This window comes from Streptomyces pallidus (ex Mingjun et al. 2026), assembly GCF_051550185.1.
Classification (GTDB): Bacteria; Actinomycetota; Actinomycetes; order Streptomycetales; family Streptomycetaceae; genus Streptomyces.
Genome location: NZ_CP196181.1, coordinates 3,140,427 through 3,164,157, shown reverse-complemented (window position 1 = coordinate 3,164,157; position 23,731 = coordinate 3,140,427). Strand labels below are relative to the sequence as shown.

The following is a 23,731-nucleotide window of genomic DNA, read 5'->3' as shown; positions in this document are numbered from 1 at the left end:
GCGCGGCGCGGGAACCGCCCGGCGCCGCCGGGCCGTTCCCGCCTCAGCGGGCCGCGAGCAGCCGCCGCTCCGCCCGGGCCGCGTGGGAGCCGTACAGGGTGATCGACACGACGCCCAGCACCGCCAGCAGTGCGATCGCGGCCGTGGCCGCCCAGCCCCCGGAGTGGTAGGCGAGCGCGCCCAGCGTGCCGCCCCCGCTGGAGCCGAGGTAGTACGCGGACTGGTACAGCGCGGAGGCCTGCGCGCGGCCCGACACGGCGGTCCGGCTGACCGCGGCGGAGGCCACCGCGTGGCCCGCGAAGAAGCCCGCGGTGATCAGGACGAGCCCGGCGACGATCGCGGCCACCGAGTCGGCCAGCGAGAGCAGCAGCCCGAGGGCGGTGGTGGCCACCGCCAGGTACAGGGCGCCGCGCCGCCCCATGCGGGCCACGAGCTGGCCCGCCGCGGCGGAGGAGACCGTACCGACCAGGTAGATCAGGAAGATCGAGCCGATCGCGCCCTGGCCGAGGGAGAACTCGTCGACCAGCCGGTAGCCGATGACGGTGTAGACGGCGCCGAAGACGGTCATGAACAGGGCGCCGATCCCGTACAGCCGCAGCAGCAGCGGATTGCGCAGGTGTCCGGCGACGGCGGCGCCCACCGCGCGCGGGTCCAGCGACGCCGGGCGGAAGAACCGTGCCCGCGGCAGCAGCACCCAGAAGGCGACCGCGCAGGCGAGCGCCATCGCGCCCACGGCGAGCAGCCCGGCCCGCCAGCCCCAGGCCTGGGCCGCCCAGCCGGTGACGAGGCGGCCGCTCATGCCGCCGATGGAGTTGCCCGCCACGAACAGGCCGATCGCTCCCACCAGTGCCTTCGGCTGTACCTCCTCCGCCAGGTACGCCATCGCGGAGGCGGGGATGCCGGCGATCGCCGCACCCTGCACGGCGCGCAGCGCCACCAGCCACTCCAGGTTCGGCGCGAACGGCACGAGGAGCCCGATGCCGACGGCGACCGCCATGGAGACCGTCATCATCCGGGTCCGGCCGAAGCGCTCGGAGAGCGCGCTGAGCGGCAGCACGAACAGGGCGAGCGCACCGGTGGCCGCGGAGACGGTCCAGCTGGCCTGGCCGGCCGTCACGCCGAAGCCTTCGGAGACGGCGGGCAGCAGGGCCTGGGTGGAGTAGAGGAGGGCGAACGTCGCGAGTCCGGCGGCGAAGAGCGCGAGGCTCATCCGGCGGTAGCCGGGGCGGCCGGGGGCGTGGGCCCGGGGTTCCTGCGGGGACGACGGGGTGGAGGCACCCGGGATGACGGGTGCCCCGGTATGAACGGAAGGCATGTCCCGACCGTAGACCCGCCCCGTTTCATGCGTCCAATGCAGGAAATCGCGATAATCGATCCTCTGCTGCATCAGCAGAGCTCAGAGGGGTGCTTGTCAATGAACCGTTACGAAGAAGACACCGCTGTGACAGCTTTGCTGGCCCCGCGGCTGGCGTACTTCGCCGCGGTCGCCCGGCACGAGCACGTCACCCGCGCCGCCCACGAGCTGGGCGTTCCGCAGTCCACCCTGTCGCGGGCCATGGTCCGGCTCGAACAGGACCTGGGGGTCGCGCTGTTCGCCCGTACGGGCCGTACCGTCGCGCTCACCACGGCCGGCCGGACCTTCCTCGCCGCGGCCGAGAAAGCGCTCGCCGAGATCGCCCGGGCCGCCGGATCGGTCCAGCACGACGCCGACTCCGCCTACGGCAAGGTGGCGTTCGGCTTCCTGCACACCCTCGGCCCCGAGACCGTACCCGGCCTGATCCGCGCCTTCCGCGCCGACCACCCCGGCGTCCGCTTCTCCCTCGTCCAGAACTACGGCGAGGCGATGCTGGAGCGGCTGCGGGCCGGCGAGCTGGACCTCTGCCTGACCTCGCCCCTCCCGGACGCCCCCGACCTGGTGGCCCGCCGGCTCGACGAGCAGCGGCTGCGCCTGGTCGTCCCCGACGACCACCGCCTCGCGACCCGCAAGCGGATCCGCCTCGCCGAGGCCGCCGAGGAAACCTTCGTCACCCTGGAGGCCGGCTACGGGCTGCGCCGCATCACCGACGACCTGTGCGCCGAGGCCGGGTTCACCCCCCGGGTCGCCTTCGAGGGCGAGGAGGCCGAGACGCTGCGCGGGCTGGTCGCGGCCGGTCTCGGCGTGGCCCTGCTGCCGCCGCCGGCGGTGCCCCGCCCGGGCGTGGTCGAGCTGACGGTGACGGCTCCGCGGGCGGTCCGCGAGATCGGGGTCGCCTGGCTCGACGGCCACCCCGACACCCCGCCGGTGGCCCAGTTCAAGCGGTTCCTGCTGTCCCGGCGGGGCCGGCTGATCCCGGAGACCCATCACGGCCCGGTTCAGGACGCGTCGGCCTCCGAAGCGGCCGCCGCGCCCGACAGGGGAACCGCGGAGAGCAGGTAGCCCGCCTGGAAGCGGGACCTGGCGCCGACCACCCGCATGATCTCCGCGATGTGGCGCTGGCAGGTCCGCTCGGACATGCCCAGGCGGCGCGCGATCGCCCTGTCCTCCAGCCCCTCCGACAGCAGCCGCACGAGCGTCTGCCGCAGCTCGTCCGAGAGCGAGCGGGCCGCCTCCCGGCTCACCGTGGCCCCGCCGTGCCATCCGGCCGCACGGAGGGCACCGGCGGAGCGGCGCGCCCGCCGCCGGCAGGGGCGGCCTAGCTGTTCTGTCCGGGGAGGTTGTGTACAGGTGATGCAGGTCTCGGTTGGAGCATCTTGAACGGGTGAGGGCCTTCCGGGTTCGGTGTGGATTGCGACATCTCCACCGAACGACAGAAGGCCCTCATGCCCCACCGTAATGCACCCCTGACCGAGACCGGTCGTCTGCGCCTGGCCCGCTGCGTCGTCGAGGACGGCTGGCCCTTGCGGAGGGCAGCCGAGCGTTTCAGGGTCTCGCCGACCACGGCCCAGCGGTGGGCGGTCCGCTACCGGGCCCTGGGTGAGGCCGGCATGGCAGACCGGTCCTCCCGCCCCTTGCACAGCCCTCGCCGCACGCCGACCCGCACCGAGCGCCGGATCATCAAGGTCCGTCTCGCCCGCCGGTGGGGCCCGGCCCGCATCGCGTATCTGCTGGGGCTGGTGCCCTCGACCGTCCACCGGGTCCTGGCCCGGTTCGGCCTGGCCCGCCTGGCGCACCTGGACCGGGCCACCGGCCGGCCCATACGCCGCTACGAACGCGAGCGGCCCGGGGAACTGGTCCATGTGGACATCAAGAAGCTCGGCAACATCCCCGACGGCGGCGGCCACAGAACCCTCGGCCGTGCCCGCGGCGGGCGCAACAGCTCGGCACACCGGGACCCCGCCCGGCCCCGCACCGCCCACGGCCGCCCCAACCTCGGCTACAGCTACCTCCACACCGCCGTCGACGACCACTCCCGCCTGGCCTACAGCGAGATCCTGGCCGACGAGACCAAGGAGACCGCCACCGCGTTCTGGACCCGCGCACAGGCATTCTTCGCCGACGCCGGGATCACCGTCGAACGGGTCCTGACCGACAACGGCTCCTGCTACCGCTCCCACACCTGGCGGGACACCCTGGCCGCGGCCGGGATCGCCCACAAGCGAACCCGGCCCTACCGGCCCCAGACCAACGGCAAGGTCGAACGCTTCAACCGCACCCTCCTCGACGAGTGGGCCTACGCCCGCCCTTACCGGTCAGAGACCGAACGGCGCGAGGCATTCCCGCAGTGGCTGCACTCCTACAATCACCACCGCGGACACACCGCACTCGAAGGCAAGCCACCCTCCAGCCGCGTCCCCAACCTCACAGGGCAATACACCTAGCCGCCGGCGGGCTTCGCGTAGTCGCCGTAGCCGGTCCAGTCGACGGCCACGCACGGTTCGTCGCCGAGGACCCAGGCGTCGTGGCCGGGCGACAGCTGCATGAAGTCGCCGGGGCCGTAGTCGGTGCTCTCCCCGTCGTCCATGACGACGTGCATGCGGCCGCTGATGACGTACCCCGTGTGCGCGGACTGACAGCTGTCGGTGCCGGCGATCGGCTTGATGTGCTCGGACCAGCGCCAGCCCGGCTCGAACACGGCGCGGCCCACGGGCCCGCCGTCGGTCTCGATCAGGTCCAGCCGGCCCTTGCCGTCCTCGAAGGGACGCGTCTCGTCGGCCTCGTCGAAGTTCCTGCGCACCATGGTCATGCCCCATCGCCTCCCGAAGGGGTTGCGGAGGTGGGCCCCGAGTCCATTTCTCACTTTAACGCCGGGGGCCCTCCTCAACCCGGCTGCGAGCGGCTCAGCCCCGCAGCGACCGGCCGAACCCGGCGGCGAGCGGCATCCGCAGGCCCAGCGGCGGCGGGGCCGCCAGGGCGTCGGTCACCGGCCGCGAGTACCGGCCCGTGAACAGGGCCCCGAGGACGAAGTCCACGGACAGAGCGACGACCTCCGCCTGGTGGTCCCGTAACCGGTGGCCGTCGGAGTGGACCTCGAAGCGGCACGTGGTCCGGTTGGCCTTCTTCGCCCGCGCCGCGAGGCGGAACGATGCTTCAGGGGCGCTGCGCGCGTCGTTCGTCCCGTGCACGATCAGCACCTGCCGGCCGGACAACTGCTTCACCGGTTCTGGTGTGTCCGGTCCCGCCGCCTCGTCCAGCGAAGGCGCGAGCGCGAGCACGGAGTTGACGGCCCCGTGGCCCGCGGCGAGCAGCGCCGCGCGGCCGCCCGCCGCGTGGCCGGCGAGGCAGAGGGGCACGTCCCCGTACCGGCGCACCGCCTCGTCCGCCGCCCATCGGGCGTCGTCCTCCCGGCTGCCGTCCCCGCCGTACGCCACGGTGTGCGTGACCAGCCCTTCCGCCCGGCCCGCGCGGGCCAGGGCCCGGGCGAGCGGCCGCATCGGACCGGGGGGCCAGCGGGTCGCCCCGGGGAGCAGGAGCACCACACCGCTGACCGTCGAGACCGGGTCGTTCGCGCCGGCCGCCCGCCCCAGGCGGGCCCCGCGCGCCGGAGGCGCATCATGAGACATGGCGGAACAGTCTCAGACTGACAGGTGTACGCGACCCGTCCGTACGGTCTCTGTTGGATATCGGACCTGCGCCGTGACCCAGCTCTACGCGCGTAGGCGCTAGAGTGCGCAGATGACGAGCCAGACCACCGAACTGCCCACCCCGGAACAGATCCGCCGCGCCCCGAAGGTGCTGCTGCACGACCACCTCGACGGCGGCCTGCGTCCCGGCACCATCATCGAGCTGGCCCGCGCGGTCGGCTACGACAAGCTTCCCGAGACCGACGCCGACAAGCTGGGCGTGTGGTTCCGCGACGCCGCCGACTCCGGTTCGCTGCCCCGCTACCTGGAGACGTTCGCGCACACCTGCGCCGTCATGCAGACGAAGGAGGCGCTCTTCCGGGTCGCCGCCGAGTGCGCCGAGGACCTCGCGGAGGACGGCGTCGTCTACGCGGAGGTCCGCTACGCGCCGGAGCAGCACCTGGAGGCCGGCCTGACCCTCGAAGAGGTCGTCGAGGCCGTGAACGAGGGCTTCCGCGAGGGCGAGCGCCGGGCGCGGGAGAGCGGCCACCGCATCCGCGTGGGCGCGCTGCTCACCGCGATGCGCCACGCCGCCCGCGCGCTGGAGATCGCGGAGCTTGCCAACCGCTACCGCGACAACGGCGTCGTCGGGTTCGACATCGCCGGCGCCGAGGCCGGGTTCCCTCCCACCCGCCACCTCGACGCGTTCGAGTACCTCAAGCGCGAGAACAACCACTTCACGATCCACGCGGGCGAGGCCTTCGGCCTGCCGTCGATCTGGCAGGCGCTGCAGTGGTGCGGCGCGGACCGCCTCGGCCACGGCGTGAAGATCATCGACGACATCGAGGTCGCCGAGGACGGTTCCGTCAAGCTGGGCCGGCTGGCCTCGTACGTCCGTGACAAGCGCATCCCGCTGGAGATGTGCCCGACGTCGAACCTGCAGACCGCCGCGGCCGCCTCGTACGCCGAGCACCCGATCGGCCTGCTGCGCAAGCTGCACTTCCGGCTGACGGTCAACACCGACAACCGGCTGATGAGCGGCACCAGCATGAGCCGCGAGTTCGAGCACCTGGTCGACACCTTCGGCTACTCGCTCGACGACATGCAGTGGTTCACCGTCAATGCCATGAAGTCCGCGTTCATTCCTTTCGATGAACGACTGGCCATGATCAACGACGTGATCAAGCCCGGCTACGCCGAGCTGAAGTCGGAATGGCTGTTCCGGCAGACCGCTTCGACCAGCGGTTCTGTTTCGGCCTAGGCCACGGCCTGACCGAAGGAGAGCGCCCGGGAGGAACAATTCCCGGGCGCTTTCTCATATTTGAGGATGTTTGCGGGCCGCGGTTTCAAGTGGCTAGTTTGCGGAGCCGCCCGATTCCCCAGTCCCAAGGACCAACCTCCATGAAGCAGTCAGCTGCCAAGACCCTCGGTGCCGTCGCCCTCGGAGCCGCCTTCGCCGCCGTCGCGGCCGGTACCGCCTCGGCCGCCGTCCCCGCCATCGGTGTCACCGACGCGCTGGGCTCCGCGACCGGCGCGCTCCAGGGGCTCACCAGCCAGCAGCAGGTGAGCCCCAAGGGCCAGGACGCCAGCGACCCCGGCGCCGCGGTCACCCAGCTGGCCGACACCGCCGGCCCCCTGGTCGGCGGCCTGCCGGTCGGCGCCCTCGGCGGAGGCTGATCCCCACCGGATCCCCGCCGGATCCGCACCCGCACCCGCACCTGGTTCCGCATTCGGATCCACCCGGGATCCATGCCGATTCGTACGCGCGCACGCAGGGCGCATACCAGTTCGACCGGGTGTGCGCCCCGCGGCGCCGTGTGCCAGGATCCCCGCCAACCGCCCGTCGACGGACGGGCGGGGGTACCACCCGGCGGTAGCCGGGGGAGAGGTCACCGGTCATGCGCCTGATGCCCCGAAGCACGGTCGGAGCGGCCGCCGCCGCCCTGCTGCCCGCCCTCCTGCTGGGGGCCGTCGGTTGCGGTGCGGGCGCCCCCGCGGGCGGGAAGGCCCCGGACCAGAAGGACTCCGCCCCGGCCGGGACGACGCCCGGGGGCTCTGCGGACGCCGGCCCCCCGTCCGGCGCCGCCGCCCCGGCGAAGACCGGTGGGACCAGGCTGGAGCGCTCCGCGCTCGAACAGGGCGACCTGCCCGGCTACCAGGTCTCGGCGCAGGGCAAGAACCCGAACGCCCCCGACGGCCAGCCCCAGGCCGACCGGAAGACCTGCCAGCCGCTGGCCGACATCATGGGCGACGAGCCGGACCCGGCGGCGCACGAGACCGTCAACCGCGGCATCGGCTCGCAGAAGCAGGTCGGCCTCGCCGTGTCCGCCTCCGTCAGCTCCTACGCCGAACGCGACGCCAAGGCCCTGATCACCCGCCTCGAAGACGCGGTCGCCGCCTGCGGAACGGGCTTCACGGCCACCGTCGACAAGCAGAGCGGCAGCTACCGGGACGTGCGCGCGGCCGACTACCGGACCGCCGGCGACGACACCGTCAGCTGGACCACGACCGCCTCCGCCCAGGGCGTCTCGGCCCAGGTCCACGTCGTCGTCGTACGCCAGGGCGACACCGTGGTGCGGCTGATGGCCCTCAACGTGACGGGCGCAGGGCAGCGGGCCCAGGTGCCGCACGAGGTGGCGGACAAGCAGCTGGAGAAGGTCCGCCGCGCCACCTGACGGCGGGCCGGGGAGGGTCACCAGGCGGCGGACGAGGGCTTCTCGTTCGGCAGCAGCAGCCACAGCGCCAGGTAGATCAGGAACTGCGGGCCGGGCAGCAGGCACGAGACGACGAATATCAGCCGCATCGTGTTCGCGGACATTCCGAAGCGGCGCGCCAGGCCGGCGCAGACGCCGCCGATCCAACGGCCGTCACGGGGGCGCGTAAGGGCGCTCATGGGGTCTCCTCTGTCGCATTTCGCGGGGGTTTCCCGCGATGCCTCAATACTCCCGCGGCACCGCTGACAGAACGTCGGTCCAGGGTCCCAGCCCGACCCTGGTAATTCTCGGGGTGGACCCCTGAGCCGGTCGGGAGGCGCGTGCCCGCTGCGAGCGGCGCAGCCGGGCCCGCAGCGCCGGTACGACGGCCGCGTGCGCCAGCACCACGCCGAGGGTGTTCAGCAGCACCGAGTCCACGTCGGGCACCCGGCCCGGGACCGCGCTCTGCAGCATCTCGATGCCGATCGACACCAGCGCGCCCGCGGCGGCCGTCCGCGCCAGCGAGGACCACGCGGCCAGCCGCGACGGCGCCAGGCTCCCGCCGGCCAGGGGCAGCAGGACGCCGAGCGGGGCGAGCAGCGCCAGGCCCTCGCCGATCCGGCGGGCGGCCTCCAGCGGCCCGAGCGCGAGATCGGCCCGGATCCCTTCGAAGGGGGTCAGGTTCGGGGCAGCCGCCCAGGGCACGTCCAGGGGGCGGAGGGTGAGCCAGCCGACGAGGAGCAGATGAGCGACCAGCAGGCCCCCGCCGAGGAGCCGGAGCCGCAGGTGTATGGCGGTGGCGGCGCGGGGGCCGACCTCATGACGCTGCACACCGGCGAGGACGCAGCGGGCGGTGGCTTCGGTTCCGAAATGCCCCGGACGGTGGGGGCTGATGAGAATCCGATCGGATGAAAACACCGGGGCTGTGGACGAGCCTTCCCGCCGTACGGCCGCCATCACGCACAGTGAGCGGGACGACGCACACCCGATGCAGTGGAGGAAGGCAGCCATGTTCGGACACCGCAGGGCCGGAAGGGGCCGCGCCCGGCCCGTCCGGCGGATCGCCGCCCTGGCCGGCGCCCACGCCCTGGCCGCCGCCCTGACCGGGTTCGGCGCTGTCCCGGCGCACGCCGCGGAGCCGACCTGCTTCAACGCGGTCGCGACGGGCACCGTCGGCACCCCGGGGGACGACGTGCTCATCGGCACGGAGGGCCGGGACGTCATCGACGGCCGGGGCGGCCACGACAAGATCTGCGGTCTGGGCGGCGACGACGTCCTGATCGGCGGGGGCGGGGACGACCAGATCGCGGGCGGCGCGGGTGACGACCAGTTGGACGGCGGGGCCGGCGTCGACCTGCTGGTCGGCGACGACATCGCCTGGACCGGCGACGCCACCGGCCCCACCGGCCGCGACCGCCTGGTTGGCGGGGCCGCGGGCGACTCGCTGATCGGCGACCACTACGCCGTCCAGGGCACCGCGAACGGCGCCTCCGCCGACCTGCTGCTCGGCGGGGACGGCGAGGACTCCCTGACCGGTGACAGCGTCGGCGACCGGGCCACCGGCGGCGCCGACGACCGCCTCGAAGGCGGCCGGGACAGCGACAACCTCACCGGCGACTCGGCCGGGTTCCACGACGCGGCCGGCGCCGGCGACGACGTCCTGCTGGAGGGCCCCGGGGACAACGGCCTCGCCACCGGTGACAGCAGCTCGATCCTGGGGAACGTCAGCGGCAGCGGCGGGGACGACGTCATCGACCTCGGCGAGGACGGCGGCTTCGGCGCCTGGGGCGACCACCAGACCTACTCCGGCACCGCCGTCGGCTCCGGGAACGACCGCATCCTCGGCGGCAGGGCGGGCGAGGTCGTCCTCGCCGGGGACAGCGGCCTCGGCGACCCCACCGGCGCGACCGCGGGCCACGACGTGATCGACGGCCGCGGCGGGAACGACCGCATCATCGGGGACAACGCCGACGCCCGGTTCACCAACGACTCCATCGGCACCGCGGGCGGCACGGACTTCCTCACCGGCGGCGCCGGCGACGACTTCCTGCGCGGCGGACCCGCCAACGACACCCTCAACGGTGGCGCGGACACGGACGACTGCGACGGGGAGAGCGCCACGAACGTGCAACTGGCCTGCGAGATCTGAACCGGGCGGCCCGGCGCCCCGCGGCCCCCCCGGAGCCCCCGCGCAGGTCGGGGCGGGCGTGGCGGCGGGGGCGGGCCATCACCCGTTCGGCGCAGTGCCGCTCGCCGGGTGGCCGCAGCGCCCGCACGCTCGAATGGCCCCCACCCATTCGAGCGAGAGGCGAGGTGGCGCGATGACGACCACTCCCACGCCCGCACCCGCCGGAAAACCCGGCGCCACGCATCCCTGGGCGACCGGCGGCACGATGCTCGCCGGTGTCCTGATGGTGATCAACGGTGTCTTCGCGATCATCGAAGGCATCTCCGCCATCGCGAGGGACGACATCTTCTACACCCGGATCGGCGACTACGTCTACAAGTTCAGCCTGACCGGCTGGGGCTGGATCCACCTGATCCTGGGCATCGTGGTCCTGATCGTCGGTATCTTCCTGCTCAAGGGGGCGAACTGGGCGCGGATCGCCGGTATCGTCCTCGCCTCGCTGTCGGTGATCGTCCACTTCCTCTGGCTGCCCTACCAGCCGCTGTGGTCGCTCGTCGTCATCGCCGTGGCCGTGTTCATCATCTGGGCCCTGTGCACCGACAAGGAGCCCGCGCGCTGGTGAGCCGCAGCCGAGCCGACCGCGGACGACCATCGGGACGGTGACGGCCCGGACGGTCTAGCGGACGGCGAGCAGCACGATCAGGAGCACCGCTCCCACCACGGCCGGCGCGATGACCTCGTACGACCAGCGCACGCGCACACCGCCCTGCGCCCCGGCCCGCGAGGCACCGCGCTCGGCCAGTTCGCGCAGCTCGTCGACCACCTGGTCCGCGTGCGCCCGCTGCGGTTCGGCGGGCGCCGCGGCGCCGTTCGCACCGGCGGCGCCCTTGCGGTCCGCGCCCAGGCCCTTGCCGGTGAGCCCGCCGCGACGGCTGAGCTGCTGCCGGTTCGCCTTCTTCCGCTCCCGCAGCGAGACGGGCACCGACCACAGCTGGTACTTCGCCCCCTCGGCCAGCACCTCGGCGGAGTACCCGGCACGGACCGCGTCCACGGCGGCCCAGGGCAGCTCGATGACGCGGAAGGGGTTGCGCACCCGCATCCGGTTCTCGTTGGCGAAGACGGCCGGGCGGATCGTGAACGCCACCGTCAGCGGTACGGCGAACAGGGCGATCGCCACGGCGTACCAGCGGGCGTCGCCAGACCCCCGCACCAGGGCGTCCCCGCACAACCACACGATCAGGGCCAGCAGCAGGAGCCCCGTGACCACGGCCATGGGGGAGCGGTAGACCCGGTCGTCGTAGACCGGCTCGTCATCGGGCTGCTGGCTGCTCATGCGCCCGATTCTGCCTCACGGCGCCGGGGCCCACGAGGTCGGCGTACAGGATGATGTTGTCGGGGCGGTGGCCGTCGGTGAGCTCCCCGCCGCAGGTGATGAGGCGCAGTTCGGGGCCGGCGGTGTTCCCGTAGACCCTGGTGGTCGGGAAGTGCTTCTTGTCGACCTGCTCCAGCTCCCGGACGCGGAAGACGGCGGCCGTGCCGTCCGCCCGGTCCACCGTGATCTCGTCGCCGGTGCGGATCCGCGACACGTCGCGCAGGACGGCCGGGCCGCGCGCGGTGTCGAAGTGCCCGATCAGCACGGCCGGGCCGGTCTCCCCGGGCGTGACGCCCTTGGTGTACCAGCCGATCCGGTCCGCCTGCGCCACGGAGGGCACCTCGACCGTGCCGTCGGCGGCCAGGCCCAGCTTGAGCAGCGGTCCCGTGTCCACGCCGGCCGCCGGGACCCGCACCCGTACGGGCTCGGAGGCGGGCAGGGCGGCCGCGGGCCCGGCCGGGGCGCCGCCGTCGGTGGAGGCCGGGGGTGCCGCCGACGCCGCCGTGACGTGCGGCGGGGGCGTGGCCGGTCCGGCCGGGGCGCCGGTGCAGCCGGTCAGCGAGGCCAGGCAGAGCAGGGCGGCCGGTCCGAGGAGGGCGACGGCGAGCGGCGGGCGTGTGCGGTGGGCCATGGGGTGCTCCGGAAACGGGACCGGCGGGCCGCCACTGGGGCGGCCCGCCGGCTGGGGTGTGGGTGGTGCGGGGTGGCCTGAGGAGGGCCGGGACGTTCGGTGGTGCGGGTGGTACCGGTCGTGCGGTGGTGCAGGTAGTGCCGCTCGTGCGGTGGTGCAGGTAGCGCCGGTGGGGTGACCGGCAGGGTGGGTCAGGCGCGGTTGCGGGCGGCGCGGTTGCGGGCGGCCCAGGCCGCACCGAGACCGGCGAGGATCGCGACCAGGCTCCCGCCGGCAGCCAGGGTGGTGCTGTCGTCGGTGTCCTCGGCGGCGATCTCGGCGCCCGCGGCGACCGCGCCCTGCGGCACGACCACCGTCTGCGCGCCCGTCTGCGGCTTCACGTCTGCGGCCGGCTTCACGTCGGCGACCGACTTCACGGCGACCGTGGTCGTGGCGACCGTCTTGGTGGAGCGCGTGGCCTCCGGCAGCAGGTAGAAGTCCGCGGCGCCCTCGCCCTGCACGCGGACGGTGAGGCCGTAGCGGCCGGCGTCCGTCTTGGCGAGCTTGTAGTCGGTGCCGTCGACCACCGCGTGGGGGGAGGAGAGCGTCAGCGTCGCCAGGACGCGGCCCGCCCGGCCGTCGGCCGGCTTCCAGTCGTCGGCGACGGCGCGGATCCAGACCTCGGGGCCCTCGGCGTCGTTGCGCAGCACCGCGATCCGGCCCTTGCCGACGAGCACGATCTCGCCGTCGAAGCGGTCCTTGACCGTCGTGGCCGGGGTCTTCGGGGACTTCGGGCCCTCGGTGGACTTCGGGGCCTCCGGCGCCTTCGGCTTCTCCGGGGACTTCACGGACTCGGCCTTCGGCAGCGGGAAGGACTTGGTGGCGCCGTCCGTGGTGACCGTCAGCACCGGGGCGGAGGTGTCGAGCCTGGTGAGCTTCAGGCTGAGCCCGTTGATCGTGTCGCCGGTGTGGGAGCGGTCCAGCGTCGTCAGGACGCGGACCATGTAGGCGTCGCCCGGCTTCCACTGCTCGCCCACGGCCCGGATCCAGGCCTCGGGGCCCTCGGGCCCGTTGCGCAGCACCGCGACCAGACCCGCGCCGATGTAGACCGGCTCGCCCGCGTAGCGGTCGTTGTCCGAGACGGTCCCGTACACCGAAGTCGTCACGCTCTGCACGGCCGGCGCGGCGAACGCGGTCGTGGCGGCGGGTGCCAGCAGCGCCCCGGCGAGGGCGGCGGTGACGATCGAGGTACGGAGGGCGGTACGCATAACGACTCCAGAGAGCATGGTCGTGGGTAAGCGGGAGAGTCGCATGCCGCGTTTTCTCTGTCGGGCTTTCATCCGGTGAGGTCTGGCGGGCTGCTGAAGAAAAATCTACGGATCTTGTTCACCCGGAGCGTGCGGTTCCTGTCATGGCCCTGTAACGGCGCTGACCAGCGGATTCCGCTTGTTACCCACCAGTGTCCGGAGACGCCCCGCGCCCGGATGGGCGCCACCCCCGCACACATGTGCACCGCGAGGGGGTGACAGGAAGCTACGCGCGTAGATATGCTCATGTGGTGACCATGCCCACCATCCCCGCATTCGCTGACGTGACGACGTCCGACAGTGCGCTGCGCCGGTTCCTGCACGGGCTGCCCGGCGTGGACGCCGTCGGCCTGGAGGCCCGCGCGGCCGCCCTCGGTACCCGTTCGATCAAGACCTCGGCCAAGGCGTACGCCATCGACCTGGCCATCTCGATGATCGACCTGACCACGCTCGAGGGTGCTGACACCCCGGGCAAGGTCCGGTCGCTCGCCGCCAAGGCCGTCAATCCCGACCCCACCGACCGTACGACGCCCATGACCGCCGCGGTCTGCGTCTACCCGGACATGGTGGCCACCGCCAAGGCCGGCCTGAACGGCGCCGACGTGAAGGTCGCGTCCGTCGCCACCGCCTTCCCGGCCGGTCGCGCCGCGCTGCCGGTCAAGCTCGCGGACACCCGCGACGCCGTCGCCGCCGGCGCCGACGAGATCGACATGGTCATCGACCGTGGCGCCTTCCTCGCCGGCCGCTACCTGGAGACGTACGAGCTGATCAAGGCCGTCAAGGAGGCCTGCGTCCGCCCGGACGGCACCGCCGCCCGCCTCAAGGTCATCTTCGAGACCGGCGAGCTGTCGACGTACGACAACATCCGCCGCGCCTCCTGGATCGGCATGCTCGCGGGCGCCGACTTCATCAAGACCTCCACCGGCAAGGTCGGCGTCAACGCCACCCCCGCCAACACCCTGCTCATGCTCGAAGCCGTCCGCGACTTCAAGGCGCAGACCGGCATCCAGATCGGTGTGAAGCCGGCGGGCGGTATCCGGACCACGAAGGACGCCATCAAGTTCCTGGTCCTCGTCAACGAGACCGCGGGCGAGGCCTGGCTGACCAACGAGTGGTTCCGCTTCGGCGCCTCCAGCCTGCTCAACGACCTGCTGATGCAGCGCCAGAAGCTGAACACCGGCCGTTACTCCGGTCCCGACTACGTGACGGTGGACTGATCACCATGGCATCTGCATTCGAGTACGCACCGGCTCCCGAGTCCCGCTCGGTCGTCGACATCGCCCCCTCCTACGGGCTCTTCATCGACGGCGAGTTCACCGACGCCGCCGACGGCAAGGTCTTCAAGACCGTCTCGCCGTCCACCGAGGAGGTCCTCGCGGAGGTCGCCCAGGCGGGCGCCGCGGACGTCGACCGCGCCGTCAAGGCCGCCCGCAAGGCCTTCGAGAAGTGGTCCGCGCTGCCGGGCTCCGAGCGCGCCAAGTACCTCTTCCGCATCGCCCGGATCATCCAGGAGCGCAGCCGCGAGCTGGCCGTCCTGGAGACCCTGGACAACGGCAAGCCGATCAAGGAGACCCGCGACGCGGACCTCCCGCTGGTCGCCGCGCACTTCTTCTACTACGCGGGCTGGGCCGACAAGCTCGACCACGCCGGCTACGGTGCGAACCCGCGCCCGCTGGGCGTCGCCGGCCAGGTCATCCCGTGGAACTTCCCGCTGCTGATGCTGGCGTGGAAGATCGCCCCGGCGCTGGCCGCCGGTAACACGGTGGTCCTCAAGCCCGCCGAGACGACCCCGCTGTCCGCCCTGTTCTTCGCGGACATCTGCCGCCAGGCGGGCCTGCCCAAGGGCGTCGTCAACATCCTCCCCGGGTACGGGGACACCGGCGCGGCCCTCGTCGGGCACGCGGACGTCAACAAGGTCGCGTTCACCGGTTCCACCGCGGTCGGCAAGGCCATCGCCCGCCAGGTCGCCGGCACCGACAAGAAGCTCACCCTGGAGCTGGGCGGCAAGGGCGCCAACATCGTCTTCGACGACGCCCCCATCGACCAGGCCGTCGAGGGCATCGTCGGCGGCATCTTCTTCAACCAGGGCCAGGTCTGCTGCGCCGGCTCCCGTCTGCTGGTCCAGGAGTCCATCCACGACGAGCTGCTGGACTCGCTGAAGCGCCGCCTGAGCACGCTGCGCCTCGGCGACCCGCTCGACAAGAACACCGACATCGGCGCGATCAACTCCGCCGAGCAGCTGGCCCGGATCACCGCCCTCGCGGACACCGGCGAGGCCGAGGGTGCCGAGCGCTGGTCCCCGGCCTGCGAGCTGCCGTCCTCCGGCTACTGGTTCGCCCCGACGCTCTTCACGAACGTCAGCCAGGCGCACACCATCGCCCGCGACGAGATCTTCGGCCCGGTGCTGTCCGTGCTGACCTTCCGCACGCCGGACGAGGCCGTCGCCAAGGCCAACAACAGCCAGTACGGCCTGTCCGCCGGCATCTGGACGGAGAAGGGCTCGCGTATCCTCGCGGTCGCGAACAAGCTCCGCGCCGGTGTCGTCTGGGCCAACACGTTCAACAAGTTCGACCCGACCTCGCCCTTCGGCGGCTACAAGGAGTCGGGCTTCGGCCGCGAGGGCGGTCGCCACGGCCTGGAGGCTTACCTCGATGTCTGAGTCGACCGCGCGTCTGAACGTCTTCAAGACCTACAAGCTGTACGTCGGGGGCAAGTTCCCCCGCTCCGAGAGCGGCCGGGTGTACGAAGTGACGGACTCCAAGGGCAACTGGCTGGCCAACGCCCCGCTGTCCTCCCGCAAGGACGCCCGTGACGCGGTCGTCGCCGCCCGCAAGGCCTTCGGCGGCTGGTCCGGCGCGACCGCCTACAACCGCGGCCAGATCCTCTACCGCATCGCCGAGATGCTGGAGGGCCGCCGCGAGCAGTTCGTCCGCGAGGTCGGCGAGGCCGAGGGCCTGTCCAAGTCCAAGGCCGCCGCGGTCGTGGACGCGGCCATCGACCGCTGGGTCTGGTACGCGGGCTGGACCGACAAGATCGCTCAGGTCGTGGGCGGGGCCAACCCGGTCGCGGGCCCGTACTTCAACCTGTCCACCCCGGAGCCGACCGGTGTCGTCACGGTCGTGGCCCCGCAGGACTCGTCCTTCCTGGGCCTGGTCTCCGTGATCGCCCCGGTGATCGCGACCGGCAACACCGCGGTCGTCATCGCCAGCGAGAAGGCCCCGCTGCCGGCCCTGTCCCTGGGCGAGGTGCTGGCCACCTCCGACCTGCCGGGCGGCGTCGTCAACATCCTGTCCGGCAAGGCCTCCGAGATGGGCCCGCACCTCGCGGCCCACCAGGACGTCAACGCGATCGACCTGGCGGGCGCCGACGCGGCCCTCGCCAAGGAACTGGAGATCGCCGCCGCCGACAACCTGAAGCGCGTCCTGCGTCCACAGCCTGTGGACGACTGGACCGGCGACCAGGGCACGGCGCGCATGACGGCCTTCCTGGAGACCAAGACGGTCTGGCACCCGACGGGCTCGCTCGGCGCCTCGGGCTCGTCCTACTGAGACGGCCCCGCGAGGGCCGAGCCCCATGAGCCGACCCCGGCAGCAACCCTCCTCCAGCTACCGCTGGAGGTGACCCCCGTGCTGCCGGGGTCGTTCCCCCTTTTTCGAAGGCGACGGCGGCAGCTCCTGGAGCTCGGTCACTTGCCGCCGGTCAGGGGGCCGAGGAGGGAGCCGACGGCCGCCTCGGGGAGTTCGGCGACCGAGGGGCCCTGGGTGAGGGCGCCGGTGACCATGCCGGTGCCGACCGACGGGAAGTCCGCCACCTTCGTGGCGATGCCGTTGTCCAGCGGGTCCACGCCCGTGTGGGCCAGCGGGTACACCTTCAGGTCCGCGACCGGGTCGACGACCCCGCCGACGGCCGCCGGAACCGACAGTTCGCCCGCCTGGGCGCCCCCCGCGGCCATCGCGAGGGCCGCACCGGCCATCGAGACCGTGAGGCCCGCGGAGCGCAGGCGCAGGGCCGGGGAGGTGCCGGGGGCTGCGTGACGTGCCATGAGATCCCGCCTGTGGTCGTGTTCGGGTGTGCACGCAGCGTAGTGGAGGTGTGATCCTCGATACCAACGTGTGCCAGATGGCATCCCACGCACGGGGGAATGCGTCAGACTGGTGTTCCGTGAGCGCCTCCTCTCCTTTGCCTACGCGTGTCGTCCTGTTGACCGGGCCTTCAGGTTCCGGAAAGTCCTCGCTCGCCGCCCGCTCCGGTCTCCCGGTGCTGCGGCTGGACGACTTCTACAAGGAGGGCGACGACCCGTCCCTCCCCCTGGTCGAGGGCAGCTCCGACATCGACTGGGACTCCCCGCTCTCGTGGGACGCCGACGTCGCCGTCGAAGCCATCGCGCAGCTGTGCCGCACCGGCCGTACCGAGGTCCCCGTCTACGACATCGCCACCTCGTCCCGGACCGGCACGGAGGCCTTCGGCATCTCCCGGACCCCGCTCTTCATCGCCGAGGGGATCTTCGCGGCCGACATCGCGGCCCGCTGCCAGGAGCTCGGGCTGCTCGCCGACGCGATCTGCCTGCGCGGCCGCCCGTCCACCACGTTCCGCCGCCGCCTGCTGCGCGATCTGCGCGAGGGCCGCAAGTCGGTGCTGTTCCTGCTGCGCCGGGGCCTGCGCCTGATGCGGGCCGAGCGGGGCATCGTCGCCCGGCACGTGGCCCTCGGCGCCCACCCCTGCGCCCGCGACGAGGCCCTGGGCCGTCTCGCGGCCGCGGCCGCCGGCCGGCACCGCTCGCCGAGCGCCGCCGCCGTCTGACGGCGCCGCGGCGTCACACCGCCCGGCGCATGCAGCTCCGCGGCCAACGGTCCAGGCCGTGTGCCGCCTCGCGCTCGCGGATCCGCCGCAGGCCCGGGGTGAGCGCGCCGTCGTCCACGGGCCGGAAGCCGCAGCGCGCGTAGTAGGGGGCGTTCCACGGGACCTCGGTGAACGTGGTGAGGGTCAGGGCGGGCGCCCCCTCGCGGACGGCGTGCTCCGACAGCCGGTCCAACAGGGCCCGGCCGATACCGCGCCGCGCACTGTCCGGGTGCACCGAGACCTGTTCGACGTGGAGGTTGCCGTCGACGCGGTCGGCGATCAGGTAGGCGACCGGAGCGTCGGCGTCGGCGTCGGTGACCGCGACCCAGGCCAGCCCGGCCCGCTGGTAGCGGGCGAGCTCGTCGAGCGGGAGCGGCTCGTCGTCGGCGATCTCCGGCATGCCGACGGACCGGAAGCACTGCCCCGCGGCCCTCTCGATGTCCTGGAGGACGGGCAGTTCGCTCGGGTGCACGGCTCGGATGCGCATGGACCCATTGTCCGGAGCCGGCCGGACGGGGCCACTGGAATAAGGGGCGGCGCCGGATCGGCCCGCCCCCGACGAATCCCGCCCCTGACGAAAAAGGAGCGCGGGATCAGTCGGACCCCCGACCGACTGATCCCGCGCGTTCCCCCCCCATGGCCACCGTCCCACCCCCGTAGGACGGCCCCCCGGCCAATGGCTCCGTGATGGCTGTGTGAGAGCTCGTGGCGCTACGCGACGAGCTCCTCGAAGGACTCAGCCTCGTCGCGGCCGAAGCTCAGCGCCTCGTCGTCCCGCAGGCGGCGCAGCGAGCGCCAGATGCTCGACTTCACCGTGCCGACGCTGATCCCGAGGATCTCCGCGATCTCCGGGTCCGTCCGGCCCTCGTAGTAGCGCAGCACCAGCATCGTGCGCTGCGGCTCCGGGATCCGGGCCAGCGCCTGCCACAGCACCGCGCGCAGCTCCGTACCGCGCATCGCGTCCGCGTCGGTCGCCGTCTCCGGCAGCTCCTCCGTCGGGTACTCGTTCAGCTTGCGCCGGCGCCAGGCGGAGATGTGCAGGTTCGTCATCGTGCGCCGCAGGTAGCCGCCGACGGCCGCCTTGTCGCTGATCCGGTCCCAGGCCCGGTACGTGGAGAACAGCGCGCTCTGCAGCAGGTCCTCGGCCTCGTACCGGTCGCCGGTCAGGTGGAAGGCCGTCGCGTACAGCGCGGCCCGCCGCTCCCGGACGTACGCCGTGAACTCGGCCTCCGAGTCGGAGGGCAGCCGCGGCTCGGGGAAGGTGGCCGGAACCGCCGTGGCGGGCCCGTACGTCTTCGCGTCGATGGCCACCGTGTGCGCCTGCCGGGGACGGGCGACCGTCACCGAACGGGCACCGGCCCGGCGGCCCACATCGTGCAGCCGCGTGACAACCGCGCTGGTGGTGGTGCTGTGCAGCGTGTTCATCCCGCGCCCCCCGTCGTGGAGTCTGCTTTCGGTTCCTGGTTTCCGCGTCATGCTCGGTGCGTTGGTTAAAGACTGCACGGCGGACTTAACCGCGGTGTCCGTCGACTGTCACAGGCCTGTCACAGCCGCCCCGACGAGAACCCCTCGTGTCCAGCGGTCGAACTCCCAACCGCACATGGGACAGAATGTGGCCGTGCCTTTCCTGTTGCTGATCGAGGACGACGACGCCATCCGCACGGCCCTCGAACTCTCCCTGACCCGCCAGGGCCACCGTGTGGCCACCGCGGCGACGGGCGAGGACGGCCTGAAGCTCCTCCGGGAGCAGCGGCCGGACCTGATCGTGCTGGACGTGATGCTGCCCGGGATCGACGGCTTCGAGGTGTGCCGGCGGATCCGTCGCACCGACCAGCTGCCGATCATTCTGCTGACCGCGCGCAGCGATGACATCGACGTGGTCGTCGGGCTGGAGTCCGGCGCAGACGACTACGTCGTCAAGCCGGTCCAGGGCCGGGTGCTCGACGCCCGGATCCGGGCCGTCCTGCGCCGCGGTGAGCGGGAGGCCAACGACTCCGCCGTCTTCGGCTCCCTGGTCATCGACCGGGCCGCGATGACGGTGACGAAGAACGGCGAGGACCTCCAGCTGACGCCGACCGAGCTGCGGCTGCTGCTGGAGCTCAGCCGGCGGCCCGGGCAGGCCCTGTCCCGGCAGCAGCTGCTGCGGCTGGTCTGGGAGCACGACTACCTCGGCGACTCCCGCCTGGTGGACGCCTGCGTCCAGCGGCTGCGCGCCAAGGTCGAGGAAGTGCCCTCCTCGCCCACCCTCATCCGCACCGTACGGGGTGTCGGCTACCGCCTGGACAACCCGCAGTGATCAAGGCTCTGTTCGCGGGCCGGCGCTGGACCAGCCTGCGGCTGCGGCTCCTCATGGTGTTCTCGCTCGTCGCGCTGGCGGCCGCGGTCTCCGCGTCCGGCATCGCCTACTGGCTCAACCGCGAGGCGGTCCTCACCCGCACCCAGGACGCGGCCCTCGGCGACTTCCGCCAGGAGATGCAGCTGCGGGCCGCCGCCCTGCCCGCCGACCCCACCCCCGAGGAACTCCAGCGCACCGCCGACCTGATGGCGGGCAGCAGCCCCGGGTACAGCGTGCTGCTCGTCGACGAACGGGCCGACCACCGGATGGTGTTCGGCGCGGCCGGCCCGGACGCCTTCCGTCTGGAGGACGTGCCCGAGAGCCTCCAGCGGGCCGTCAACGACCGGCAGAAGCCGACCGCGGCGAGCGACTCCGAGTACCACGTGTACTGGCAGCGCACCCGGCCGAACGGCAACCCGTACCTGGTCGGCGGCACCCGCATCATCGGCGGCGGCCCCACCGGCTACATGTACAAGTCCCTCGCCCAGGAGCGCGACGACCTCAACGCACTCGGCTGGTCCCTGACCATCGCCACCGGCCTCGCCCTGCTCGGCTCGGCGCTGCTCGCCCAGGCCGCCGCCCGTACGGTCCTCAGGCCCGTCCAGCGGCTCGGCGACGCCGCCCGCCGCCTCGGCGAGGGCGAGCTCGACCACCGGCTCGACGTGTCCGGCAACGACGAACTCGCCGACCTGTCGCGCACGTTCAACCGGACCGCGGAGGCGCTGGAGAAGAAGGTCGCCGACATGAGCGCCCGCGAGGAGGCCAGCCGCCGCTTCGTCGCCGACATGTCGCACGAGCTGCGCACGCCGCTCACGGCCCTCACGGCGGTCGCCGAGGTGCTGGAGGAGGAGATCGACGACCTCGACCCGATGATCGCGCCGGCCGTGACCCTGGTCGTCAGCGAGACCCGGCGCCTGCACGACCTCGTCGAGAACCTGATGGAGGTCACCCGCTTCGACGCGGGCACGGCCCGCCTCGTCATCGACGACGTCGACGTCGCCGACCAGGTCACCGCCTGCATCGACGCGCGGGCCTGGCTCGACGCGGTCGAACTCGACGCCGAGCGCGGCACCATGGCCCGCCTCGACCCGCGCCGCCTCGACGTCATCCTCGCCAACCTCATCGGCAACGCCCTCAAGCACGGCGGCTCGCCGGTGCGGGTGTCGGTGCGCGTCGACGGCGAATGGCTCGTCATCGCGGTGCGGGACAACGGGCCGGGCATCCCCGAAGAGGTGCTGCCGCACGTCTTCGACCGCTTCTACAAGGCCAGCGCCTCCCGCCCGAAGTCGGACGGCAGCGGCCTCGGCCTGTCCATCGCCGTGGAGAACGCGCACATCCACGGCGGCGAGATCACCGCGGCGAACGCCGAGGGCGGCGGCGCGCTGTTCACGCTGCGGCTGCCGGTGGACGTGGGGAAGGTGATCGCCGGTGGCGACGACGCGAACGCGTAGGGCGGCGGCCGCGGCCGCGGTGGTGTGGGGCCTCGTGTCCCTGACGGCCGGCTGCGGGATCCGGGCCACGAGCGTCCCGGTGGACGTCGGCCCGGCGCCCTCCCGGGTGTCCTGCGACATACCGGCCCAGCAGGGCGGCGCCCAGGGCTTCCGGGCCACCGTGGAGCTGGTGTGCGGCTCGCAGCTGGTCGGTGTCGAGCGGGTCGTTCCGATAGCCGAGAAGAAGCCGGGCCGGGACCCCGCGCAACTGGCGGCCGAGGCACTGCTGGAGGCGCTGGAGCGCGAGCCCTCGCAGGACGAGCGCGACGCCGGCTTCACCAGCGTCGTGCCGGCCGGGCTGACCGTCGTCCCGGGCTGGCCGGGCGACCCGGCGGGCACGATCCGGCTCAGCAAGAAGCCGGAGGACCTGATGCCGGTGGCCCTGGCGCAGGTCGTGTGCACCCTCGCGGGCAACGAGACCGTCTCGGCCGGGCCGGGCCCGGTGGTCCTCGGCGGCCCGAACGCCGACCCGCCGCGCGCCTGGGAGTGCACGCCCGCCGTCCGCTCCCGCCCGGAGTCGGTGCCGACGCTGGGCGAGCTGGTCCGCTCCGACACGAGCCCGTCGCCCGCGCCGTCCGGCTGACGGCCCGGGCGCACCGCGGGAGGTGCCGCGAGGCTCCGGCGATCGTCTGCGGCCCGGTCGTGGCTGGTCGCGCAGTTCCCCGCGCCCCTTCGGGGTGCACGCCTGTTCGAGGCGTAATCCGGCAGGGCAGTGCGCCGACCCGTACTCATCGATGAGTACGGGTCGGTACGGGTGTGAGGTGCGGGCGCGGGTGGCAGTGCACGCGTATGCCACCGAGGAAGAGGGCGCCACGGCCCAACGCGACCGCCATGAAGATGATCGGCGAGCAGGTCGCCACCGGCCGGACCGCCAAGAAGCTCACCCAGAGCCAACTCGCCGCCCTGGTCACCATGGACACGGAGACCATCGCCTCCATCGAGCAGGGGCGGCGCGTCCTGATGCCCGACGTCGCCGAGCGGCTGGACCGGGCACTCGGACTGCCCGGACTGCTCACCGTCGCCGCCCTGCGGATGCCGGAGGTCGACATGATCCCGGCCTGGGCCGAGGAGTACTTCGAGCGGGAGCGCGAGGCACTCGCGCTGTCCTGGTTCGACACGATGACCGTGCCAGGGCTGCTCCAGACCGAGGCCTACGCGCGGGCGGTGCTGTCCTGCCGTGTGCCGTTCGTGGGGGAGGAGAAGATCGAGCTCCAGACCGCGCGCCGGATCCGGCGACAGGAGATACTGCGCCGTCCCGTCCCGCCCACCCTGTCCTTCGTGATTTGGGAGGCCCCTCTGCGGGACCGGATCGGCGGGGCGGAGGTGCACCGGGAGCAGATCCGGCACCTGCGGGAGTGTGCGGACCGGCCAGCCATTTCGATTCAGGTCCTACCCTTGGGTCTCGTCACCCACGCAGGCCTGAACGGCCCCTTCATCCTGCTGGAAACCCCCGAGTTCCAGCACCTCGCCTACTCCGAGACCCAGCGCGGCAGCGTCCTCGTACGTGACCCGAACGAGGTCAGCATCCTTGCGCAGAAATATGCGATGCTGCGATCCCAGGCTCTCAACGTCGTTGAGACGAAAGACCTGTTGGACCGGTTGCTAGGAGAGCTATGAGCACCGCACTGAAGTGGTTCAAGTCCAGCTACAGCGGCGACGAGGGCGACGCGTGCGTTGAGGTCGCCTACGACTGGCGGAAGTCCAGTTACAGCGGCGACGAGGGTGGGGCCTGCGTCGAGGTCTCCGCCCCCTGGCGCACCTCCAGCCACAGCAGCGACGAAGGCGGCCAGTGCGTCGAGGTGGCCGCCTGCCCCCACGTCGTGCACGTCCGTGACTCGAAGGTCGACGGCGGTCCCGTCCTGGACCTGGCCCCGGCCAGCTGGGCCGCGCTCACCGGCTGGGTGGCGGCGTAGCCCCGTAGAACGCCGACGGGCCCCGGACCGGTGGTCCGGGGCCCGTACGGGCGTTTCAGCGGTG

At 72.7% G+C, this 23,731-nt stretch carries 27 protein-coding genes and 1 pseudogene; 16 read left to right on the top strand and 12 right to left on the bottom strand.

From position 1 onward, the window contains the following. Nucleotides 1-43: 43 nt before the first annotated feature. Entirely contained in the window at nt 44-1,315 is a 1,272-nt protein-coding gene (locus ACSHWO_RS13555) for an MFS transporter (protein WP_438312066.1), read from the bottom strand. Nucleotides 1,316-1,414: 99 nt separating this feature from the next. Between ACSHWO_RS13555 and ACSHWO_RS13550 the strand changes: the two are divergent. Then, nucleotides 1,415-2,335: pseudogene (locus ACSHWO_RS13550) on the top strand (LysR family transcriptional regulator); the annotation flags it as partial. Between the two features lie 17 nt (nt 2,336-2,352). Here the strand turns inward: ACSHWO_RS13550 and ACSHWO_RS13545 are convergent. After that, entirely contained in the window at nt 2,353-2,598 is a 246-nt protein-coding gene (locus ACSHWO_RS13545; protein WP_438312064.1) for a LuxR C-terminal-related transcriptional regulator, read from the bottom strand. A 201-nt stretch (nt 2,599-2,799) separates the two neighbouring features. Here ACSHWO_RS13545 and ACSHWO_RS13540 point away from each other — a divergent pair, with 201 nt between their 5' ends. After that, complete coding sequence (locus tag ACSHWO_RS13540) at nt 2,800-3,798, top strand: IS481 family transposase (protein WP_438312062.1); 999 nt, start codon at nt 2,800-2,802, stop codon at nt 3,796-3,798. Here the strand turns inward: ACSHWO_RS13540 and ACSHWO_RS13535 are convergent. Then, nucleotides 3,795-4,163 (bottom strand): cupin domain-containing protein, encoded by a 369-nt coding sequence (locus tag ACSHWO_RS13535; RefSeq protein WP_361093468.1) that lies wholly within the window; start codon nt 4,161-4,163, stop codon nt 3,795-3,797. The two genes, ACSHWO_RS13540 and ACSHWO_RS13535, sit on opposite strands and share 4 nt — an antisense overlap. 94 nt (nt 4,164-4,257) lie before the next feature. After that, nucleotides 4,258-4,980, bottom strand: a complete 723-nt coding sequence (locus tag ACSHWO_RS13530; RefSeq protein ID WP_361093467.1) for an alpha/beta hydrolase — start codon at nt 4,978-4,980, stop codon at nt 4,258-4,260. A gap of 112 nt (nt 4,981-5,092) precedes the next feature. Here ACSHWO_RS13530 and ACSHWO_RS13525 point away from each other — a divergent pair, with 112 nt between their 5' ends. The 3 genes from ACSHWO_RS13525 (at nt 5,093) to ACSHWO_RS13515 (ending at nt 7,655) form a co-directional block, all read left to right on the top strand. After that, nucleotides 5,093-6,241: an adenosine deaminase gene (locus ACSHWO_RS13525; protein WP_385847578.1), complete on the top strand. Its 1,149-nt coding sequence runs from the start codon at nt 5,093-5,095 to the stop codon at nt 6,239-6,241. Nucleotides 6,242-6,381: 140 nt separating this feature from the next. Continuing rightward, nucleotides 6,382-6,657 carry a hypothetical protein gene (locus tag ACSHWO_RS13520; RefSeq protein WP_438312059.1) on the top strand — a complete coding sequence of 92 codons (276 nt, stop codon included), beginning with the start codon at nt 6,382-6,384 and terminating at the stop codon, nt 6,655-6,657. A gap of 230 nt (nt 6,658-6,887) precedes the next feature. Next, complete coding sequence (locus ACSHWO_RS13515; RefSeq protein ID WP_438312057.1) at nt 6,888-7,655, top strand: hypothetical protein; 768 nt, start codon at nt 6,888-6,890, stop codon at nt 7,653-7,655. A 17-nt stretch (nt 7,656-7,672) separates the two neighbouring features. Here the strand turns inward: ACSHWO_RS13515 and ACSHWO_RS13510 are convergent, their stop codons facing one another. Both ACSHWO_RS13510 and ACSHWO_RS13505 read right to left on the bottom strand, forming a co-directional pair. Continuing rightward, nucleotides 7,673-7,873 carry a PspC domain-containing protein gene (locus tag ACSHWO_RS13510; RefSeq protein WP_361093455.1) on the bottom strand — a complete coding sequence of 67 codons (201 nt, stop codon included), beginning with the start codon at nt 7,871-7,873 and terminating at the stop codon, nt 7,673-7,675. A gap of 43 nt (nt 7,874-7,916) precedes the next feature. After that, nucleotides 7,917-8,504 (bottom strand): VanZ family protein, encoded by a 588-nt coding sequence (locus ACSHWO_RS13505; RefSeq protein ID WP_361093452.1) that lies wholly within the window; start codon nt 8,502-8,504, stop codon nt 7,917-7,919. 178 nt (nt 8,505-8,682) lie between these two features. On the opposite strand from ACSHWO_RS13505, the gene ACSHWO_RS13500 reads away from it, so the two are divergent. Continuing rightward, nucleotides 8,683-9,822: a calcium-binding protein gene (locus tag ACSHWO_RS13500; protein WP_438312055.1), complete on the top strand. Its 1,140-nt coding sequence runs from the start codon at nt 8,683-8,685 to the stop codon at nt 9,820-9,822. Nucleotides 9,823-9,994: 172 nt separating this feature from the next. Continuing rightward, nucleotides 9,995-10,423: a DUF7144 family membrane protein gene (locus tag ACSHWO_RS13495; protein ID WP_361093446.1), complete on the top strand. Its 429-nt coding sequence runs from the start codon at nt 9,995-9,997 to the stop codon at nt 10,421-10,423. Between the two features lie 54 nt (nt 10,424-10,477). Here ACSHWO_RS13495 and ACSHWO_RS13490 read toward each other — a convergent pair whose 3' ends face one another. The 3 genes from ACSHWO_RS13490 to ACSHWO_RS13480 form a co-directional block, all read right to left on the bottom strand. Continuing rightward, nucleotides 10,478-11,134, bottom strand: coding sequence for a PH domain-containing protein (locus ACSHWO_RS13490; RefSeq protein WP_361093443.1), 657 nt, complete (start codon nt 11,132-11,134; stop codon nt 10,478-10,480). Then, nucleotides 11,112-11,804: a class F sortase gene (locus tag ACSHWO_RS13485; protein WP_438312052.1), complete on the bottom strand. Its 693-nt coding sequence runs from the start codon at nt 11,802-11,804 to the stop codon at nt 11,112-11,114. Before ACSHWO_RS13485 ends, ACSHWO_RS13490 begins: the two co-directional genes overlap by 23 nt. A 191-nt stretch (nt 11,805-11,995) precedes the next feature. Next, nucleotides 11,996-13,051: a hypothetical protein gene (locus tag ACSHWO_RS13480; RefSeq protein ID WP_438312050.1), complete on the bottom strand. Its 1,056-nt coding sequence runs from the start codon at nt 13,049-13,051 to the stop codon at nt 11,996-11,998. Nucleotides 13,052-13,347: 296 nt separating this feature from the next. Between ACSHWO_RS13480 and deoC the strand changes: the two genes are divergently transcribed. Genes deoC through ACSHWO_RS13465 form a run of 3 tightly spaced genes read left to right on the top strand, consistent with a single transcriptional unit; the run spans nt 13,348 to nt 16,638 of the window. Continuing rightward, entirely contained in the window at nt 13,348-14,307 is a 960-nt protein-coding gene (gene deoC / locus ACSHWO_RS13475; RefSeq protein ID WP_361093671.1) for a deoxyribose-phosphate aldolase, read from the top strand. Between the two features lie 5 nt (nt 14,308-14,312). Further along, on the top strand, nt 14,313-15,749 hold the full coding sequence (locus ACSHWO_RS13470; protein WP_361093434.1) for an aldehyde dehydrogenase family protein: 1,437 nt from the start codon (nt 14,313-14,315) through the stop codon (nt 15,747-15,749). Then, nucleotides 15,742-16,638, top strand: a complete 897-nt coding sequence (locus ACSHWO_RS13465) for an aldehyde dehydrogenase family protein (RefSeq protein WP_385847554.1) — start codon at nt 15,742-15,744, stop codon at nt 16,636-16,638. The genes ACSHWO_RS13470 and ACSHWO_RS13465 overlap by 8 nt, the downstream gene beginning before the upstream one ends. Before the next feature lie 137 nt (nt 16,639-16,775). Here the strand turns inward: ACSHWO_RS13465 and ACSHWO_RS13460 are convergent, their stop codons facing one another. Further along, the gene (locus ACSHWO_RS13460; protein ID WP_438312047.1) at nt 16,776-17,132 is read right to left on the bottom strand and encodes a hypothetical protein; all 357 of its coding nucleotides are present in this window, start codon (nt 17,130-17,132) and stop codon (nt 16,776-16,778) included. Nucleotides 17,133-17,209: 77 nt separating this feature from the next. Between ACSHWO_RS13460 and ACSHWO_RS13455 the strand changes: the two genes are divergently transcribed. Beyond that, nucleotides 17,210-17,890: a uridine kinase family protein gene (locus tag ACSHWO_RS13455; RefSeq protein WP_361093425.1), complete on the top strand. Its 681-nt coding sequence runs from the start codon at nt 17,210-17,212 to the stop codon at nt 17,888-17,890. A 13-nt stretch (nt 17,891-17,903) separates the two neighbouring features. On the opposite strand, the gene ACSHWO_RS13450 is transcribed toward ACSHWO_RS13455, so the two are convergent. Continuing rightward, nucleotides 17,904-18,416 (bottom strand): GNAT family N-acetyltransferase, encoded by a 513-nt coding sequence (locus ACSHWO_RS13450; RefSeq protein ID WP_361093422.1) that lies wholly within the window; start codon nt 18,414-18,416, stop codon nt 17,904-17,906. A 224-nt stretch (nt 18,417-18,640) separates the two neighbouring features. After that, complete coding sequence (locus tag ACSHWO_RS13445; RefSeq protein ID WP_438312045.1) at nt 18,641-19,354, bottom strand: SigE family RNA polymerase sigma factor; 714 nt, start codon at nt 19,352-19,354, stop codon at nt 18,641-18,643. A 193-nt stretch (nt 19,355-19,547) separates the two neighbouring features. Between ACSHWO_RS13445 and afsQ1 the strand changes: the two genes are divergently transcribed. From afsQ1 to ACSHWO_RS13420, 5 genes are all read left to right on the top strand, one after another. Further along, a complete protein-coding gene (gene afsQ1 / locus ACSHWO_RS13440) occupies nt 19,548-20,225 on the top strand; it encodes a two-component system response regulator AfsQ1 (RefSeq protein ID WP_361093416.1) in 678 nt (225 codons plus the stop codon). 53 nt (nt 20,226-20,278) lie between these two features. Continuing rightward, nucleotides 20,279-21,715, top strand: a complete 1,437-nt coding sequence (locus ACSHWO_RS13435; RefSeq protein WP_438319075.1) for a sensor histidine kinase — start codon at nt 20,279-20,281, stop codon at nt 21,713-21,715. Next, nucleotides 21,693-22,337, top strand: a complete 645-nt coding sequence (locus ACSHWO_RS13430; RefSeq protein WP_361093413.1) for a hypothetical protein — start codon at nt 21,693-21,695, stop codon at nt 22,335-22,337. The genes ACSHWO_RS13435 and ACSHWO_RS13430 overlap by 23 nt, the downstream gene beginning before the upstream one ends. Before the next feature lie 248 nt (nt 22,338-22,585). Next, the gene (locus tag ACSHWO_RS13425; RefSeq protein ID WP_385847538.1) at nt 22,586-23,371 is read left to right on the top strand and encodes a helix-turn-helix domain-containing protein; all 786 of its coding nucleotides are present in this window, start codon (nt 22,586-22,588) and stop codon (nt 23,369-23,371) included. Further along, on the top strand, nt 23,368-23,667 hold the full coding sequence (locus ACSHWO_RS13420; protein ID WP_438312041.1) for a DUF397 domain-containing protein: 300 nt from the start codon (nt 23,368-23,370) through the stop codon (nt 23,665-23,667). Before ACSHWO_RS13425 ends, ACSHWO_RS13420 begins: the two co-directional genes overlap by 4 nt. Nucleotides 23,668-23,731 lie beyond the last annotated feature (64 nt).

Bases quoted from the DNA above. Each gene is read 5' to 3' on its own strand.
- ACSHWO_RS13480 (WP_438312050.1), bottom strand. From the start codon at position 13,051: ATGCGTACCGCCCTCCGTACCTCGATCGTCACCGCCGCCCTCGCCGGG.
- ACSHWO_RS13500 (WP_438312055.1), top strand. From the start codon at position 8,683: ATGTTCGGACACCGCAGGGCCGGAAGGGGCCGCGCCCGGCCCGTCCGG.
- ACSHWO_RS13470 (WP_361093434.1), top strand. From the start codon at position 14,313: ATGGCATCTGCATTCGAGTACGCACCGGCTCCCGAGTCCCGCTCGGTC.
- deoC (WP_361093671.1), top strand. From the start codon at position 13,348: ATGCCCACCATCCCCGCATTCGCTGACGTGACGACGTCCGACAGTGCG.
- ACSHWO_RS13510 (WP_361093455.1), bottom strand. From the start codon at position 7,873: ATGAGCGCCCTTACGCGCCCCCGTGACGGCCGTTGGATCGGCGGCGTC.
- ACSHWO_RS13465 (WP_385847554.1), top strand. From the start codon at position 15,742: ATGTCTGAGTCGACCGCGCGTCTGAACGTCTTCAAGACCTACAAGCTG.
- ACSHWO_RS13525 (WP_385847578.1), top strand. From the start codon at position 5,093: ATGACGAGCCAGACCACCGAACTGCCCACCCCGGAACAGATCCGCCGC.
- ACSHWO_RS13460 (WP_438312047.1), bottom strand. From the start codon at position 17,132: ATGGCACGTCACGCAGCCCCCGGCACCTCCCCGGCCCTGCGCCTGCGC.
- ACSHWO_RS13485 (WP_438312052.1), bottom strand. From the start codon at position 11,804: ATGGCCCACCGCACACGCCCGCCGCTCGCCGTCGCCCTCCTCGGACCG.
- ACSHWO_RS13535 (WP_361093468.1), bottom strand. From the start codon at position 4,163: ATGACCATGGTGCGCAGGAACTTCGACGAGGCCGACGAGACGCGTCCC.
- ACSHWO_RS13420 (WP_438312041.1), top strand. From the start codon at position 23,368: ATGAGCACCGCACTGAAGTGGTTCAAGTCCAGCTACAGCGGCGACGAG.
- ACSHWO_RS13490 (WP_361093443.1), bottom strand. From the start codon at position 11,134: ATGAGCAGCCAGCAGCCCGATGACGAGCCGGTCTACGACGACCGGGTC.
- ACSHWO_RS13435 (WP_438319075.1), top strand. From the start codon at position 20,279: ATGGTGTTCTCGCTCGTCGCGCTGGCGGCCGCGGTCTCCGCGTCCGGC.
- ACSHWO_RS13495 (WP_361093446.1), top strand. From the start codon at position 9,995: ATGACGACCACTCCCACGCCCGCACCCGCCGGAAAACCCGGCGCCACG.
- ACSHWO_RS13455 (WP_361093425.1), top strand. From the start codon at position 17,210: ATGGCATCCCACGCACGGGGGAATGCGTCAGACTGGTGTTCCGTGAGC.
- ACSHWO_RS13445 (WP_438312045.1), bottom strand. From the start codon at position 19,354: ATGAACACGCTGCACAGCACCACCACCAGCGCGGTTGTCACGCGGCTG.
- ACSHWO_RS13450 (WP_361093422.1), bottom strand. From the start codon at position 18,416: ATGCGCATCCGAGCCGTGCACCCGAGCGAACTGCCCGTCCTCCAGGAC.
- ACSHWO_RS13520 (WP_438312059.1), top strand. From the start codon at position 6,382: ATGAAGCAGTCAGCTGCCAAGACCCTCGGTGCCGTCGCCCTCGGAGCC.
- ACSHWO_RS13530 (WP_361093467.1), bottom strand. From the start codon at position 4,980: ATGTCTCATGATGCGCCTCCGGCGCGCGGGGCCCGCCTGGGGCGGGCG.
- ACSHWO_RS13555 (WP_438312066.1), bottom strand. From the start codon at position 1,315: ATGCCTTCCGTTCATACCGGGGCACCCGTCATCCCGGGTGCCTCCACC.
- ACSHWO_RS13425 (WP_385847538.1), top strand. From the start codon at position 22,586: ATGAAGATGATCGGCGAGCAGGTCGCCACCGGCCGGACCGCCAAGAAG.
- ACSHWO_RS13540 (WP_438312062.1), top strand. From the start codon at position 2,800: ATGCCCCACCGTAATGCACCCCTGACCGAGACCGGTCGTCTGCGCCTG.
- ACSHWO_RS13515 (WP_438312057.1), top strand. From the start codon at position 6,888: ATGCCCCGAAGCACGGTCGGAGCGGCCGCCGCCGCCCTGCTGCCCGCC.